The sequence below is a fragment of the Rosenbergiella metrosideri genome (assembly GCF_022602565.1).
GTDB lineage: Bacteria > Pseudomonadota > Gammaproteobacteria > Enterobacterales > Enterobacteriaceae > Rosenbergiella > Rosenbergiella metrosideri.
This window is the reverse complement of the sequence record NZ_JALBCV010000010.1, coordinates 30,992-44,872: the sequence shown is the minus strand read 5'-3', so window position 1 is coordinate 44,872 and position 13,881 is coordinate 30,992. Positions and strand designations below refer to the sequence as shown.

The 13,881-nt window shown below is 48.8% G+C and carries 14 protein-coding genes; 5 read left to right on the top strand and 9 right to left on the bottom strand.

The window, feature by feature from the left end:
• Nucleotides 1-37: 37 nt before the first annotated feature.
• The 6 genes from MKR94_RS10905 to gmk form a co-directional block, all read right to left on the bottom strand.
• Entirely contained in the window at nt 38-1,420 is a 1,383-nt protein-coding gene (locus MKR94_RS10905) for a uracil-xanthine permease family protein (protein WP_241646920.1), read from the bottom strand.
• Between the two features lie 94 nt (nt 1,421-1,514).
• The gene (recG, locus tag MKR94_RS10900; RefSeq protein ID WP_241646919.1) at nt 1,515-3,593 is read right to left on the bottom strand and encodes an ATP-dependent DNA helicase RecG; all 2,079 of its coding nucleotides are present in this window, start codon (nt 3,591-3,593) and stop codon (nt 1,515-1,517) included.
• Nucleotides 3,590-4,285, bottom strand: a complete 696-nt coding sequence (gene trmH, locus MKR94_RS10895) for a tRNA (guanosine(18)-2'-O)-methyltransferase TrmH (protein ID WP_241646918.1) — start codon at nt 4,283-4,285, stop codon at nt 3,590-3,592. Before trmH ends, recG begins: the two co-directional genes overlap by 4 nt.
• 4 nt (nt 4,286-4,289) lie before the next feature.
• Nucleotides 4,290-6,407: a bifunctional GTP diphosphokinase/guanosine-3',5'-bis pyrophosphate 3'-pyrophosphohydrolase gene (gene spoT / locus MKR94_RS10890; RefSeq protein WP_241646917.1), complete on the bottom strand. Its 2,118-nt coding sequence runs from the start codon at nt 6,405-6,407 to the stop codon at nt 4,290-4,292.
• Nucleotides 6,408-6,428: 21 nt separating this feature from the next.
• The gene (rpoZ, locus tag MKR94_RS10885) at nt 6,429-6,704 is read right to left on the bottom strand and encodes a DNA-directed RNA polymerase subunit omega (RefSeq protein ID WP_048913035.1); all 276 of its coding nucleotides are present in this window, start codon (nt 6,702-6,704) and stop codon (nt 6,429-6,431) included.
• A gap of 53 nt (nt 6,705-6,757) precedes the next feature.
• Nucleotides 6,758-7,381, bottom strand: coding sequence for a guanylate kinase (gmk, locus tag MKR94_RS10880; protein ID WP_241646916.1), 624 nt, complete (start codon nt 7,379-7,381; stop codon nt 6,758-6,760).
• 361 nt (nt 7,382-7,742) lie between these two features.
• On the opposite strand from gmk, the gene MKR94_RS17180 reads away from it, so the two are divergent.
• From MKR94_RS17180 to MKR94_RS10860, 5 genes are all read left to right on the top strand, one after another.
• Complete coding sequence (locus MKR94_RS17180) at nt 7,743-7,898, top strand: hypothetical protein (protein ID WP_422047519.1); 156 nt, start codon at nt 7,743-7,745, stop codon at nt 7,896-7,898.
• A gap of 294 nt (nt 7,899-8,192) precedes the next feature.
• Complete coding sequence (locus MKR94_RS10875) at nt 8,193-8,564, top strand: omptin family outer membrane protease (RefSeq protein WP_241646915.1); 372 nt, start codon at nt 8,193-8,195, stop codon at nt 8,562-8,564.
• A gap of 172 nt (nt 8,565-8,736) precedes the next feature.
• Nucleotides 8,737-9,699 carry a 6-phosphofructokinase gene (pfkA, locus tag MKR94_RS10870; protein WP_241646914.1) on the top strand — a complete coding sequence of 321 codons (963 nt, stop codon included), beginning with the start codon at nt 8,737-8,739 and terminating at the stop codon, nt 9,697-9,699.
• Nucleotides 9,700-9,804: 105 nt separating this feature from the next.
• On the top strand, nt 9,805-10,797 hold the full coding sequence (locus MKR94_RS10865) for a sulfate ABC transporter substrate-binding protein (protein ID WP_241646913.1): 993 nt from the start codon (nt 9,805-9,807) through the stop codon (nt 10,795-10,797).
• A 55-nt stretch (nt 10,798-10,852) separates the two neighbouring features.
• Complete coding sequence (locus MKR94_RS10860; RefSeq protein ID WP_241646912.1) at nt 10,853-11,608, top strand: CDP-diacylglycerol diphosphatase; 756 nt, start codon at nt 10,853-10,855, stop codon at nt 11,606-11,608.
• Between the two features lie 38 nt (nt 11,609-11,646).
• Here the strand turns inward: MKR94_RS10860 and tpiA are convergent, their stop codons facing one another.
• From tpiA to fpr, 3 genes are all read right to left on the bottom strand, one after another.
• Complete coding sequence (gene tpiA, locus MKR94_RS10855; protein ID WP_241646911.1) at nt 11,647-12,411, bottom strand: triose-phosphate isomerase; 765 nt, start codon at nt 12,409-12,411, stop codon at nt 11,647-11,649.
• Between the two features lie 116 nt (nt 12,412-12,527).
• Nucleotides 12,528-13,115 carry a DUF1454 family protein gene (locus MKR94_RS10850; protein WP_241646910.1) on the bottom strand — a complete coding sequence of 196 codons (588 nt, stop codon included), beginning with the start codon at nt 13,113-13,115 and terminating at the stop codon, nt 12,528-12,530.
• Nucleotides 13,116-13,124: 9 nt separating this feature from the next.
• The gene (gene fpr, locus MKR94_RS10845) at nt 13,125-13,871 is read right to left on the bottom strand and encodes a ferredoxin--NADP(+) reductase (RefSeq protein ID WP_241646909.1); all 747 of its coding nucleotides are present in this window, start codon (nt 13,869-13,871) and stop codon (nt 13,125-13,127) included.
• Between the last annotated feature and the right edge of the window lie 10 nt (nt 13,872-13,881).

The window sequence follows — 13,881 nt, the reverse complement described above, 5'->3', positions numbered from 1 at the left end:
TGACTATCTGGATCAATAATCAGTCGGATAATATGACTTATTCCTCGCGAGGCAAGATCAGGTTTAACACGATAGCGGTTACGCCACCGGCGGCGATTCCTGAGGAAAAGAGTGTGCGCAGCCACTCAGGCGCAAACTGAAGGATTTCTGGGTGTTGCGACACCCCTAATCCAATCCCTAAAGATAATGCCATCACCATGATTGCACGGCGATTTAGGGTTTCCCGTGCCACAATACGTACACCTGAAGCGGCAATGGTACCAAACATCACTAAGGTTGCGCCACCGAGCACCGGCTCGGGGATATTCTGTACAATATCACTGACCGCAGGAAAAAGCCCCAACAGCATCAACATTATCGCGACAATAAACCCGACATAGCGGCTGGCCACCCCAGTCAGTTGGATCACACCATTGTTTTGACCAAAACAGGAATTAGGGAAAGTATTAAGCAGTGCCGAAACACAGCTATTGATACCGTTAGCCAGCACCCCGCCCTTGAGACGCTGCATATAAAGAGGGCCTTTTACCGGCTGTTCTGAGACGTCTGACGTTGCGGTAATATCACCAATGGTTTCCAGCGAGGTCACCATAAATACCAACATCAGCGGCAGTAATAAATTCCAATCGATCTCAAGCCCATAACGTAAAGGCTGCGGCCACATCACCAGTGGATGCGTGGTGCTTGGCAGCGCACTCGGTAATAGTCCCATCGCCCACGCTAGAACGTAGCCGATAAGCATGGCAATAAACAGCGCGGCAATTCTTAAGTAAGGGTTTTTTTGGCGATTCAGCAGGATGATGGTGATTAGCACCACCCCTGCCAAGAGTAAATTCGTCGGTGAGCCAAAACTATGGTCTGCCATAGCGCTAAAGCCTCCCCCAACGGAGGTTAAGCCGACCTGAATCAACGAGAGGCCGATGATCATGACGACAACTCCTGAGACTAGAGGGGTGATGACACGCTGAACATACGGGAGTATTCGCGAAATAATCATCTCGGTACAGGAAGCAATCATGAGGGTACCGAAGAGTGCCGCCATCATGTGAGAGGTGTCTGCTCCCCCTTGTTTTAAGGCAAGGCCCCCCATAATGAGCGGCGAGACAAAGTTAAAGCTCGTCCCTTGAACCGACAGTAGCCCTGATCCGATTGGGCCCCAAGTTTTAATCTGTAATAGCGAGGCGATGCCAGAGGCAAAGAGCGACATGCTAAGAATATGTCGTGTGTCTTCTGCCGGTAAGTTTAAGCCCTTACAGATTAGCAGTGCTGGCGTAATCACGGCCACAAACATGGCTAGCAAGTGTTGTAAGGCGGCAAAGACCGCTTGTGGAAGCGGAGGACGAGCTTCCAGCGTATAAATGAGCTCACTACGCGGAGCGGGTGGCGGGTTTTCAGTCGGTTCGACACGTTCGGCGGACATAGTTTTTCTCTGGCAGAGTCATAAAAAGGGGCAATTTTAAAGGAGTTGGGTAGGATTGCAAACGATTGCTTTGACGTAAGCCACTCGCGATGGCTTATACATTACTGAACAGCGTTTTGGCCGGTAACCATCGTTCAATCAGTGCCTTCGACTGTTCGGGATAGTGCTGGTGGAGATGCTTGGCGATACGCTGGATTTCTGGGATTAAGCGTTGATCACGCACTAAATCCACGACTTTAAATTCAGCGTTTCCGGTTTGTTTGGTCCCGAGCAGTTCCCCCGGGCCACGAATCTCCAAGTCATGCTGAGCAATGACAAATCCATCATTGGTATCGCGCAGCACCTGTAGGCGCTTTTGCGCCGTTTTACTAAGAGGCGGTTTATACATTAAGACACAGTGTGAGGCGACAGCACCACGACCGACTCGTCCGCGCAACTGGTGCAGCTGGGCCAGGCCAAGACGCTCGGCATTATCAATAATCATCAAACTTGAATTCGGGACATCTACGCCCACTTCAATGACGGTCGTTGCAATTAGCAGATCCAGTTCATGAGCTTTAAACTGTTGCATGATCTGCTGTTTTTCAGCCGGTTTCATTCTACCGTGTACTAAACCGATGCGCATTGCGGGAAGGGCTACTTGAAGTTCGAGTAAAGTGTTCTCAGCGGCTTGCGCTTCGAGCTGCTCTGATTCTTCAATCAAGGTACAGACCCAATAAGCTTGTCGACCCTCGGCACAAGCTTTCTCGACGCGGGAAATTATCTCACTACGTCGAGAGTCTGGAATGGCGACGGTAGTGACCGGGGTACGTCCAGGGGGAAGCTCATCAATGGTCGATGTCTCGAGATCGGCATAGGCCGTCATCGCTAAGGTACGGGGAATAGGAGTCGCCGTCATGATTAATTGATGCGGATGGAAGCCTTGTTGCTGACCTTTTTCCCATAGTGCGAGACGTTGATGAACACCAAAACGGTGCTGCTCATCGATGATTACCAGCGCCAAATGTTGGAATTGGATATGTTCTTGGAAGAGGGCGTGAGTGCCTACGACCATGTGCACTTCGCCGCGGGCAATACGTTCTTGCTCGGCAGCGCGCGCTTTTCCTTTCTGTTTTCCAGCTAACCAGCCGACTTGAATGCCAAGTGGTTCGAACCAAGTTCGGAAATTATGAGCATGTTGTTCAGCAAGTAGCTCGGTGGGAGCCATCATTACCACTTGCTGGTCGGCGGCAATGACTTGTAATGCGGCCAGTGCAGCCACCAAGGTTTTTCCCGATCCCACATCGCCTTGTACCAGTCGTAACATCGGATAGGGATGCGCCAAATCCTGTTCAATCTCCTTGACGACCCGTTGCTGAGCACCGGTCGGCGTAAAGGGGAGCTGGCTTAACAGTTGTGCCGACAAACGGTTATCTGGTTTAAAGGATAAGGCACGATACTGCTGCGCTCCGGCCCGTGCTTGTAACATACTGAGCTGATGTGCCAATAGCTCTTCGGTAATCAGGCGTAGTTGTGCTGGATGACGGCCCAACTCGACATCGGCTAACTGCATCTCCGGAGGTGGGCGGTGTAATAGCTGTAATGCTTCCGTCAGTGACAATAGGCTGCGACAAAGTTCTTGCGGCAATAGTTCCTGAATAGGGTTATGTTGCAGTAATACCAGTGCTTGATCCGTTAAATTACGCAGCGTAGCTTGGCGTATGCCATCGGTTGCGGGGTAAACCGGAGTTAAGGTCTCCTGCAGAGCGATAGATTGTTGCTCATCCTGCTGGCGATATTCAGGGTGTATAATTTCTGGACCGCGCTGTCCGCGTCGGATCTCGCCCCAGGCAATGATTCTTTTGCCAGTCGCTAGGCCATTTTTCATTCCGGCATTGAAGTTGAAAAAGCGCAGCGTGAGGGTACCTGTCCCATCACTGATTTGACACACCAGCATGCGTCGACGGCCAAAGGTGATCTCGCTGTGTATCAGCTCGCCGCAGACGGTGGTATGTGAACCGGCTTGTAAGTCTTTGATGGCGGTGAGATGGGTACGATCTTCGTAGCGTGAAGGCAGATGTAACAGTAAATCTTGTAGCGTATGAAGGCCGATTTTCGCTAACTTGGCGGATTGGCTGGCCCCGACACCGGTCAGCGTAGTGAGCGGAATGGCATCAAGCAGGCGACCTTTCATCGTTTTCTCGTGGCCTGCATACTGTCCCACCATGCCTGTTCGGCATGAATGTTACCGTCGTGGTCAATATGTGGATAAGGTAAGCCCTTATGCTTGGCGACCCGAGCAAGGGTAGGATAGCCCCCTTCAAACAGCAGTCGTTGCTGCTCTTGTGGGTCTATATCGCTATAGTCGCGCTGATATAAGCCGGCGACTTGGCGTTGTCGCTGGGCTTCATACAAGATTAAGGCCGCAGCTACCGAGACATTGAGTGACTGCACCATTCCGAGCATGGGGATCACGATATGGTGGTCAGCCAGGGCTAGCGCTTGATCACTGATACCCGTTTTTTCTTGGCCAACAATAATACAGGTCGGTTTGGTGTAATCGATCGCTCGAAAATCGACCGCTTTATCGCTTAAGTTGGTGGCGAGGACCTGCATCGTTTGCGCCTTGAATACAGACACTGCCTCCTCAATGCTGTCATGGGTATGGACATTGACCCAGTTATTGCTGCCAGCTGAAGAGGAGACAGCCGTTCGCATCCGTTCTTCAGGCCACACGGCATGAATATTGTGGATACCAATGGCATCGGCGGTGCGAATAATCGCCGAAATATTGTGTGGCTTATGGACTTGTTCAAGACACAGGGTCAGGTCGGGCTGGCGTCTAGCCAGCATTTCCTGAATTCGAGCAAGTCGTTGGGAATTCATAAGCTTAGTTACGATTCCGTTGGACTTTGATGACATCGGACATCACACGCAGTTTACGCATGATATTCGCAAGATGGACACGATCATGAACGGTAAGCCGTAAATAAGCGGTATATACCCGGCCATCACGCTCTTCGGTATTCAAGCTTTGAATATTGGAGCGTGCTTGGTTAATCGCAGCCGTTAAGTTGGCTAATACCCCTTGATGATTGAACATATCGACCTTCAATTCGGCGATAAAGTCTTGTTCAGTATGGGTATCCCACTCGACTGGCATAAATTTCTCAGCGTCTTTACTGAAGCCGCGGATATTACGGCAGGACTCATGATGCACCACTAACCCTTTGCCAGGGCTAATATGTGCCAAGATCGGATCGCCAGGAATCGGACGACAACATTTTGCAAAGGTAATCAATACGCCCTCAGCCCCTTTGATAGGAAGCTTGTGGCGCTTCGGATTACCGCTAGTTGTCGTCTCATACGATTCAGGTTGCGGCAGAAGGTTCTTGGCCACGACGACACTCATCGCGTTACCGAGGCCAATTTCGGCCAGTAGGTCGTCGAAGCTGGCGAGCTTCATACGCTCTAGCTCGTGCTGAATACTCTCTTGTGGGACTTCAGCCAGTTTTTTACTGCCACCCAGCGCGTGGCTGAGTAAGCGGCGACCCAATAATACGGAGTCTTCGCGTTTAAGATTCTTAAGCAGCTGACGAATTTTTGCGCGCGCTTTTGAGCTGACGACAAAGTTCAACCACGCTGCGTTAGGGCGAGCCCCTGGCGCGGTAATGATTTCTATCGTCTGGCCACTGGTCAACGGTTGTGACAGAGGATAGGGTTGTCGATCCACTCTTGCCCCAACACAGGCATGACCAATATCGGTATGAACTGCATAGGCAAAGTCGACCGGTGTCGCCTCGGCGGGCAGTTCAACGATACGGCCTTCTGGGGTGAAGACATAGATTTCATCTGGGAACAGGTCGGACTTCACGCTCTCGATAAACTCAAAAGAGTTACCCGAGCTTTGCTGAAGTTCAATTAAGCTCTGCAACCAACGTTGGGCGCGTAGTTGTGCGGTCGTCACGCTTTCGCCTTGCTGTTTATAGGCCCAGTGTGCAGCGACCCCCATTTCAGCCATCTGGTCCATATCTTCAGTACGAATTTGGACTTCAACGGGAACCCCGTGCGGGCCGATCATCGAGGTATGCAAGGATTGATAGCCGTTCGCCTTGGGGATAGCGATATAGTCTTTCATACGGCCTGGGCGTGGCTTAAATAAGCTGTGCATTTGGCCCAGGACGCGATAGCAGGTATCGATATCTTTGACGATGACCCGAAAGGCATAAATATCCATAATGGAATGAAAACGCTGCTCTTTCAGGTGCATTTTACGGTAGATCGAGTAAAGATGCTTTTCACGTCCGCTGACGCGACAAGGGATACCCGCTTCTTGTAAACGGCCGTCTATCTCACTCAAGATGCGTTGAATCATCTCTTTACGGTTGCCGCGTGCCGCCTTAACGACTTCTTTGATCACCCGGTAACGGTTAGGATACAAGGCTTCGAAGCCGAGTTCTTCCAATTCCGTTTTTAGGTGATGGATACCGAGTCGATGGGCAAGCGGGCTGTAGATTTCGAGGGTTTCAAGCGCGATACGACGACGTTTATCGGTACGCAACGAGCCGAGCGTACGCATGTTATGCGTACGGTCAGCCAGTTTAATTAAGATCACGCGGATGTCTTGCACCATCGCCATGATCATTTTACGAAAGTTTTCTGCTTGCGCTTCTTTCTTATCCCGGAATTTAAGTTTATCCAGTTTAGAAACGCCCTCTACCAACTCTGCGACGCTTTCACCAAATAGCTGCTCGATTTCTTGATACGTGACGGCGGTATCTTCAATCACGTCGTGCAGTAAAGCGGCCATGAGTGTTTCATGGTCAAGCTTCATCCCTGCCAAAATACAGGCAACGGCTACTGGGTGGGTGATATAGGGCTCACCACTCGAACGAGTTTGCCCTTCGTGAGCATCACGCGCGACAAGGTAAGCCTGCTTGAGACGTAGAATTTGGTCTTCAGGCAGGTACTTTTCAATCAGTTGGTTAAGGCTTTCAAACAGATACAAGGGCTACCTTCACTATAAGAATTAACGACGGCCTTCAGCGATAGCATTGACGGCTTGTAGTTCTGCCGCTTCTTGCTCGTGCTGGTCTTGGCGTTCACGCACATCAAGAATACTATTGGTAATTAAACCTTCTTCGATTTCGCGTAAGGCGATCACGGTTTGTTTATCATTTTCTTCAGGAACCAGTGCGTCTTTGCCGCCGGTTTGTAATTGACGTGCGCGGCGTGCAGCAACTAACACTAAGTCAAAACGGTTGCCCACTTGTTCTACTGCATCTTGTACGGTTACGCGTGCCATATAGGTATTACTCCACTGATCGGGTATAGATAAGGCATGATACTGAAGCTAATTCAGTCTGCCAATAATTTGCTAATTAGCGCACTGTGTCGAGATTTTTGACGATGCATCCGTAAGCGTTCTGCGCGGATAATCGTCTTTAAGTCAGACAGTGCGAGATCGAAATCGTCATTGACGATCAGATAATCGTATTCGGCATAGTGGCTCATCTCATCAACCGCTTTTGCCATTCTAGACGCGATGACATCACCGTCATCTTGACCTCGCCCACGTAATCGACGATCGAGCTCATCTTGTGAGGGAGGGAGGATAAAAATACTCCGCGCGCTGGGCATTTGTTGACGAACTTGCTGAGCACCCTGCCAATCAATATCCAAGAAAACATCCACACCCGTCGCCAACACTTGTTCGATGGCATGACGGGAGGTGCCGTAATAGTTTCCAAACACTTGTGCATGTTCGAAAAAAGCGTTCTCAGCGATCATCGCGGTAAATTCTTCTTTCGTCACAAAGTGGTAGTGCTCACCGTGCACTTCGCCTGGACGGATATTTCGCGTGGTGTGAGAAACAGAAACCTGAGTGTCGTACAACGGCTGGGTTTTCAGCAACGCTTGGATCAAACTCGATTTACCCGCACCACTGGGAGCGGAAACAATAAATAACGTACCTTGGGCCATAGTCTTCTTGGATTAGATAAAGAGCGGGGACAATATCTGAGACATTATACACAGCCTTTGCTAATGAAGCAGTCTTTTGTCTAAAAAAGCAGAGAAAAAGGAGGCAAATTTAGGCAATTAAGGGATTTGTTCTGTTTATTCGGGAAGGCCTCGAAGAAGGGGAGTGTTGTCAAAATGCAGGGTGAAGGCCGGATGTGAGAAGGACATTGATTAATTAACTTAACCTAAATATGGGATAAACATTGCGGCGAAATATATTGAGCTAATACTGATTAATATGTTGAATATAAAAGGATTGTATCAACCTGAACGCTAATGCGTATGCCAGTGACTTGTACCAAGCTGCTTGGATGATGTATCGGTGGGGGTTAGTACAGGTATGTTTTCCACTACTGCCAAAAAAGGTGTTTATGAACCGAATAATGGGCTCAGGCACGATCAAGCAAATTGGCGCGTACGCAATGCTGCAGTCTTAAAGGGGGCATGGAATGGCAGGTGTTACCTGAGCTTTCCTTAGGTATTTCAGGATGGACAGCTTTGGCGAAACGCGACGGTATATTGAATCAATATGCTTGAACGATGAAAACCCAAAAAGTTGGACTTCGGCAAGTTATCACCCGAAAAGTTATTTAAACCGTTCAAACCAATCCGAACTGAGTCTGAAATATTAGTTTTTATCAAATGATACAGCAAGAATTGGTGCAGTGAGCGGTTATCAACAAACGCGGTATCTTTTCAGTGCTTAGGGTGGTAGCTATAGCCATAATAATGATACCCAAATTGAGGCGATTTCTAATAATGTTTTGGGGGGGTGTATCGTCAGACGTACAAAACGCCATATTTTGGTCTTTTAGTTTCTGACCGTTACCAACAATGGCAAGTTGGCGGTGAAGTTAGGTATAGCGCTTGGGGACGGGCTGCTGATGTTGACGACGATCATAATGCTGACGCTACTTACACATTGCTCGTGACACAACAAAAATCAACCTCCTTATCGCTTAATGGTGAATATTATTTTACCGAAAACACTAAGGCTTATCTTGAAGGAACTTGGAGACATACGTTTAATCGAAAAGGGATGAGTCATGATCGTGAAGAAGATATCTCCGGTTCGTCAAAAAATAGTGCGGATATAGAAAATACCCCATTGTTGACGAGTTTAGGCCTCGGTAATAGCTTCTAAACTTCTTTTGAGAAGAGTACATCATCTTATAGCGGCGAGTTTCGATGACCTATATCAACTCAAGCTATCGGGTATGTTATATTATTATCTTTGGCATCGGGGTGCGTAAGGTGGACCGGGGCCAATGCTTTCATTTTGCCTTGCTTCTTTCATTCATCATCCAGGGGTTGCTATGATCAAAAAAATCGGTGTATTGACCAGCGGGGGAGACGCGCCCGGCATGAATGCTGCGATTCGCGGTGTTGTGCGTGCTGGTCTTGCGGAAGGTTTAGAATTATTTGGCATTTACGACGGTTACCTCGGTTTGTATGAAGATAGGATGTTTAGCTTAGACCGTTACAGTGTGTCGGATGTCATTAACCGTGGCGGAACATTCTTAGGTTCTGCGCGATTCCCTGAGTTTAAGGAAGAGTCCGTTCGCCAAATCGCTCTCGAAAATATGCGTAAGCGTGGTTTAGATGCCTTAGTCGTTATCGGCGGAGACGGTTCCTACATGGGGGCGAAGCGCCTGACTGAGATGGGATTTCCGTGTATTGGGTTACCCGGTACTATTGATAATGATGTCGCAGGCACGGATTACACTATCGGTTACCAAACTGCTCTTGAAACCGTGGTCGAGGCGATTGACCGCCTGCGTGATACTTCCTCTTCGCATCAACGTATCTCGATTGTGGAAGTCATGGGACGCCATTGTGGGGATCTGACGCTTTCAGCGGCGATTGCGGGAGGATGCGAATACGTGGTGTTACCTGAGATCCCTTATACCCGTGAAGAGTTAGTAGCGGAAATTTGCGCAGGTCTCAAAAAGGGTAAAAAACATGCGATTGTGGCCATCACTGAATTGATCTGCGACTGTGCTGAACTGGCACAATATATCGAAAAAGAGACGGGAAGAGAGACTCGTGCCACCGTATTAGGTCATATCCAGCGGGGGGGAGCGCCTTGTGCTTTTGACCGTATCCTTGCCTCGCGAATGGGGGCTTATGCGGTAGATCTACTACTTCAAGGATTCGGCGGTCGTTGCGTTGGGGTTCAAAATGATCGCATGGTCCACCACGATATCATCGATGCTATCGAAAACATGCGTAGACCTTTCCGTGGTGATTTAATGGCGACCGCTAAGAGACTTTATTAACGTTATGCTGCTATATGCTTTTGAGATATAAAAATACACTTTTTAATCTTTAAATTTTTCAAAATCTCATGTCACTCTACGTTTAATAGACGATAAGGGGTGACTATGAAAAAGTGGCAACTCGGCGTAGGATTGCTGATGGTCTCTGCTAGCGTGCTAGCCAAGGACTATCAGCTATTAAATGTTTCTTACGATCCAACCAGAGAGTTTTATGAGCAGTACAATAAAGCTTTCTCGGCTTACTATAAGCAGCAAACCGGTGACAACGTGGTCGTGCGTCAGTCTCACGGCGGGTCAGGTAAACAAGCCACCTCGGTAATCAACGGTATCCGTGCCGATGTTGTAACTCTCGCTTTGCAATCTGACGTCGATGCTATCGCGCAGCGGGGTCGTATTGATAAGCAGTGGCAAAAAAGGCTAGCCGATAATTCAGCGCCCTATACCTCAACCATCGTCTTCCTAGTCCGTAAAGGGAATCCAAAAGGGATCCATGACTGGAACGATCTGATTAAGCCTGGCGTAAATGTTATCACTCCTAATCCAAAAACCTCTGGCGGAGCACGCTGGAACTATCTTGCCGCCTGGGGTTATGCGCTAGATAGCCACCATGGTGATGCTAAACAAGCCGAAGCTTTTGTCCGAGCATTATATAAGAACGTTCAGGTACAGGACTCCGGTGCTCGAGGTGCAACCAATACCTTTGTTGAACGCGGTATCGGCGACGTACTCATTGCCTGGGAAAACGAGGCCTACTTAGCGGTGAATAAACTGAAAAAAGACCAGTTTGAAATTATCACCCCAAAAGAATCTATTCTTGCCGAACCGACGGTTTCTCTCGTAGATAAAGTCGTGGATGAGAAAGGTACCCGCCCAGTGGCAGAGGCCTATCTGAAATACCTCTATTCCCCGCAAGGACAACAAATCATTGCGCAAAACTATTATCGCCCTCGAGATAAAGCGGTTGAGAAACAGTATTCAGCCGTATTTAAGCCTCTCCATCTGTTTACGGTTGATGAGAAGTTCGGCGGCTGGGCGAATGCTCAAAAAACGCATTTCAGTGACGGCGGAACCTACGATCAAATTATGAAACCACAATAGTCGCTGACATTTCGCCGAGAAGTCGTACACTGGTTCTACGGTTCTCGGCGGGATAATGAAGATGAATGGGGCAGTCGTAAAAAGGATCTGTATCGTCAGTATTGTTTGTATTATGGTGTACGGCGCGTGGCGCGGTTACGCGCTTCATCGCAACAGCGATGCATTATGGAATATAGTAAGCCGTCAGTGTGTTCCTCATCAGCAACAGCAACACTCGCCAACCCCTTGCCAACAGGTTAATCTTTCTCAAGGCTACGTACTGCTGAAAGATAAAGTCGGTATTGCTCAATATTTATTAATTCCGACCGCTCAGGTTTCGGGTATTGAGAGCGATAAACTTTTGGATCCTACTACGCCCAATTATTTCTCATTAGCATGGTCATTGATGCCGAGGGTAAGCCAGCGCTTGGAAAAGCCTATACCGAACACTCTACTTTCTCTGGCGATTAATTCGAAATGGGGAAGATCGCAGAATCAGCTACATATTCATCTATCCTGCTTACGTGGTGATGTTCGCCAACGTTTAGCGGAAAAGCAGTCGACGTTGAACGAACAGTGGCAACGGCTTTCATTGCTTAACCATCCTTACTGGGTACGTACACTGACGCTTGAGCAACTTGATGCCCGCTCTTTATTTCTACGTGTCTTTACTGAATTACCCGATATCGATCCGGGCAGTGGCAGAGAAGGGATTGCAGTCACAATGCTTGCTGATGGGCGACTGGTCGTGTTGGTCTTACGCACGGATTGGGTAAAGGGGATACTGGGCTCAGCGGAAGAACTGCAAGACCATCAATGCGATGCAGTATAAAAGCAGTATCGCAGCGAGGCTACGATACTGCTGTATTATCAGGCTTTGGCCGCTGCGGCAGCTTTCACGATGACGCTAAACGCGTCGGCTTTTAGGGAAGCTCCACCGACCAGCGCGCCGTCGATATCGGGCTGACTGAATAGCTCCGCCGCGTTTTTATCGTTGACTGAACCACCGTATTGAATGATGACTTGTTCAGCGACTTGGCGGTTTTGCTTCGCAATATGATCACGAATAAATTTGTGAACTGCTTGTGCCTGCGCAGGGGTTGCTGATTTACCGGTACCAATAGCCCATACTGGTTCATAGGCAATAACAGCGCCAGTGAACGCTTCAACACCTTGAGCCTTGATGACGGCATCAATTTGACGCGAACAGACTTCTTCTGTTTTGCCCGCTTCGTTCTCTGCTTCGGTTTCACCGATACATAAAACGGGGATAAGGCCTTGCTGTTTTACAATGGCAAATTTCTCAGCAACCAGTTCATCGGTTTCATGATGGTAGGTGCGGCGTTCTGAATGGCCGAGGATAACGTAGCGTGCGCCGGTATCTTTCAGCATTTCTGCAGAGGTCTCACCGGTAAACGCGCCGGAAAGGTTCACATCGATATTTTGCGCACCAACACCGATATCGCTGCCTTCCACTGCAGCAACAGCTTGAGCCAAATACAGGGCCGGTGGGGCGATAACGACCTTACACCCTTGCACTTCTGATAGCGCTGAACGCAGACCACTGATTAACTCTGCTGTAAGGTGTTTACTACCATTAAGTTTCCAATTCCCCATTACTAATGGATGTCGCATGCTTTCCTCCGCATTACGCGCTTGAGTAAAATGCTATTACGCAGGAGTAATAGCGTCTAAGTTCACTATAAACCGTGTCGAAGCCGCCGACTTGCGTAGGATCACAAACCGGTGGATCATTTGGTCTCACTGAGTATCAATTTAACGGGTTCTGCAGCAAAGGTCATGCCCCCTTCACCTTTATCAGACAAAATATACCGTACCGCGCCTTCATTCGATAGCGTATAAGCTTTCCCTTTTCCCACCTTCAACAATTGTTCGAGGTGTTCACGGCATTGCTTAGTCGTCAGTTGTGGTGAGAAAAAGTGGATGATATTGGTGATATAGCTCATGGCTTGCTGGCGAGAGACGGTGGCTTGATTTCCTGGTACCTGGAGCCAAGTGAGCTGTATCGATTTAATTTTTGCCGTTCCTACTTCAAGCGCGGTCGAGGCGTAGACGGTTTCACTGATTTTGGTCGCTGCAATAGTCACTAATTTCTGCATTGATCCTGTTTTAATCGCCCGAAATTCTTGCAGAGGAGTGGTGGGGAATTGTTGGCTAAATTGTTGGCGAAATTGAGTGATCGTTAGCTCAAAGGTGGGAGCATCAGGCAATAGGTAAGGGGCCGTGTCAGGTAATGCCATCGATACGGGATGCGCATTAACCTGCTTGGCCACCCCGCAGCTAAGGAGTATTAGGGAAAAATAAGCGGCATATCGCATGCGAGTCCCTTACCAATAGTGTTCGCTGGTGATATGACCGGGTTTTCTGCGAAGATGCTTACGTAACCCACGTTGTTCTTTAAGATACTTTTGAGTTTCTCTCACCATCTCTGGGTTGCCGCAGATCATAACATGGCTCTGTTCAGCAGAGATGTGCGTGCTCACAGCGTCTTCTAATGTGCCGTCATCCAGTAATGCTGGGATGCGCCCCCGTAAACTCTCCGTAGAGTCTTCTCGACTAACTACCGTTTGTACCCGTAGTTTATCGCCATAGCGCTGCTGGAGTTCTTGGAATAACGGGACATAACTTAGGTCTGCAGCATAACGGGCGGCATGAACCAGAATAATCGTCTCGAAGCGCTCTAGGTCGTCGCCTTGCGCCAAAATAGATAAGTAGGGGCCGATAGCCGTCCCTGTCGCAATCATCCATAGTTCTTTGGCGTCGGGGACCTCGTCTAATACAAAATACCCGGCGGCCTCTTCGGTGACTAATACTTCGTCACCGGGTTTCAGTGATAACAGTGCTGGGCTTAGCCGTCCTTCGGGGACATGGACAAGATAAAACTCCAGAGGCGTTTGGCTGGGGGCATTGACATAAGAATATGCCCGCTGCACGGTTTCACCTTCAATAGTTAGGCTAAGTTTTGCAAATTGTCCAGCAGTAAAAGGCGCGATGGGCGCATCGACAATTAAACTAAAAAGGGTGTCGGTCCACGCCTTAACCTCAATAATTTTTCCTGTACACCAAACCGCCATCATTGCCTCC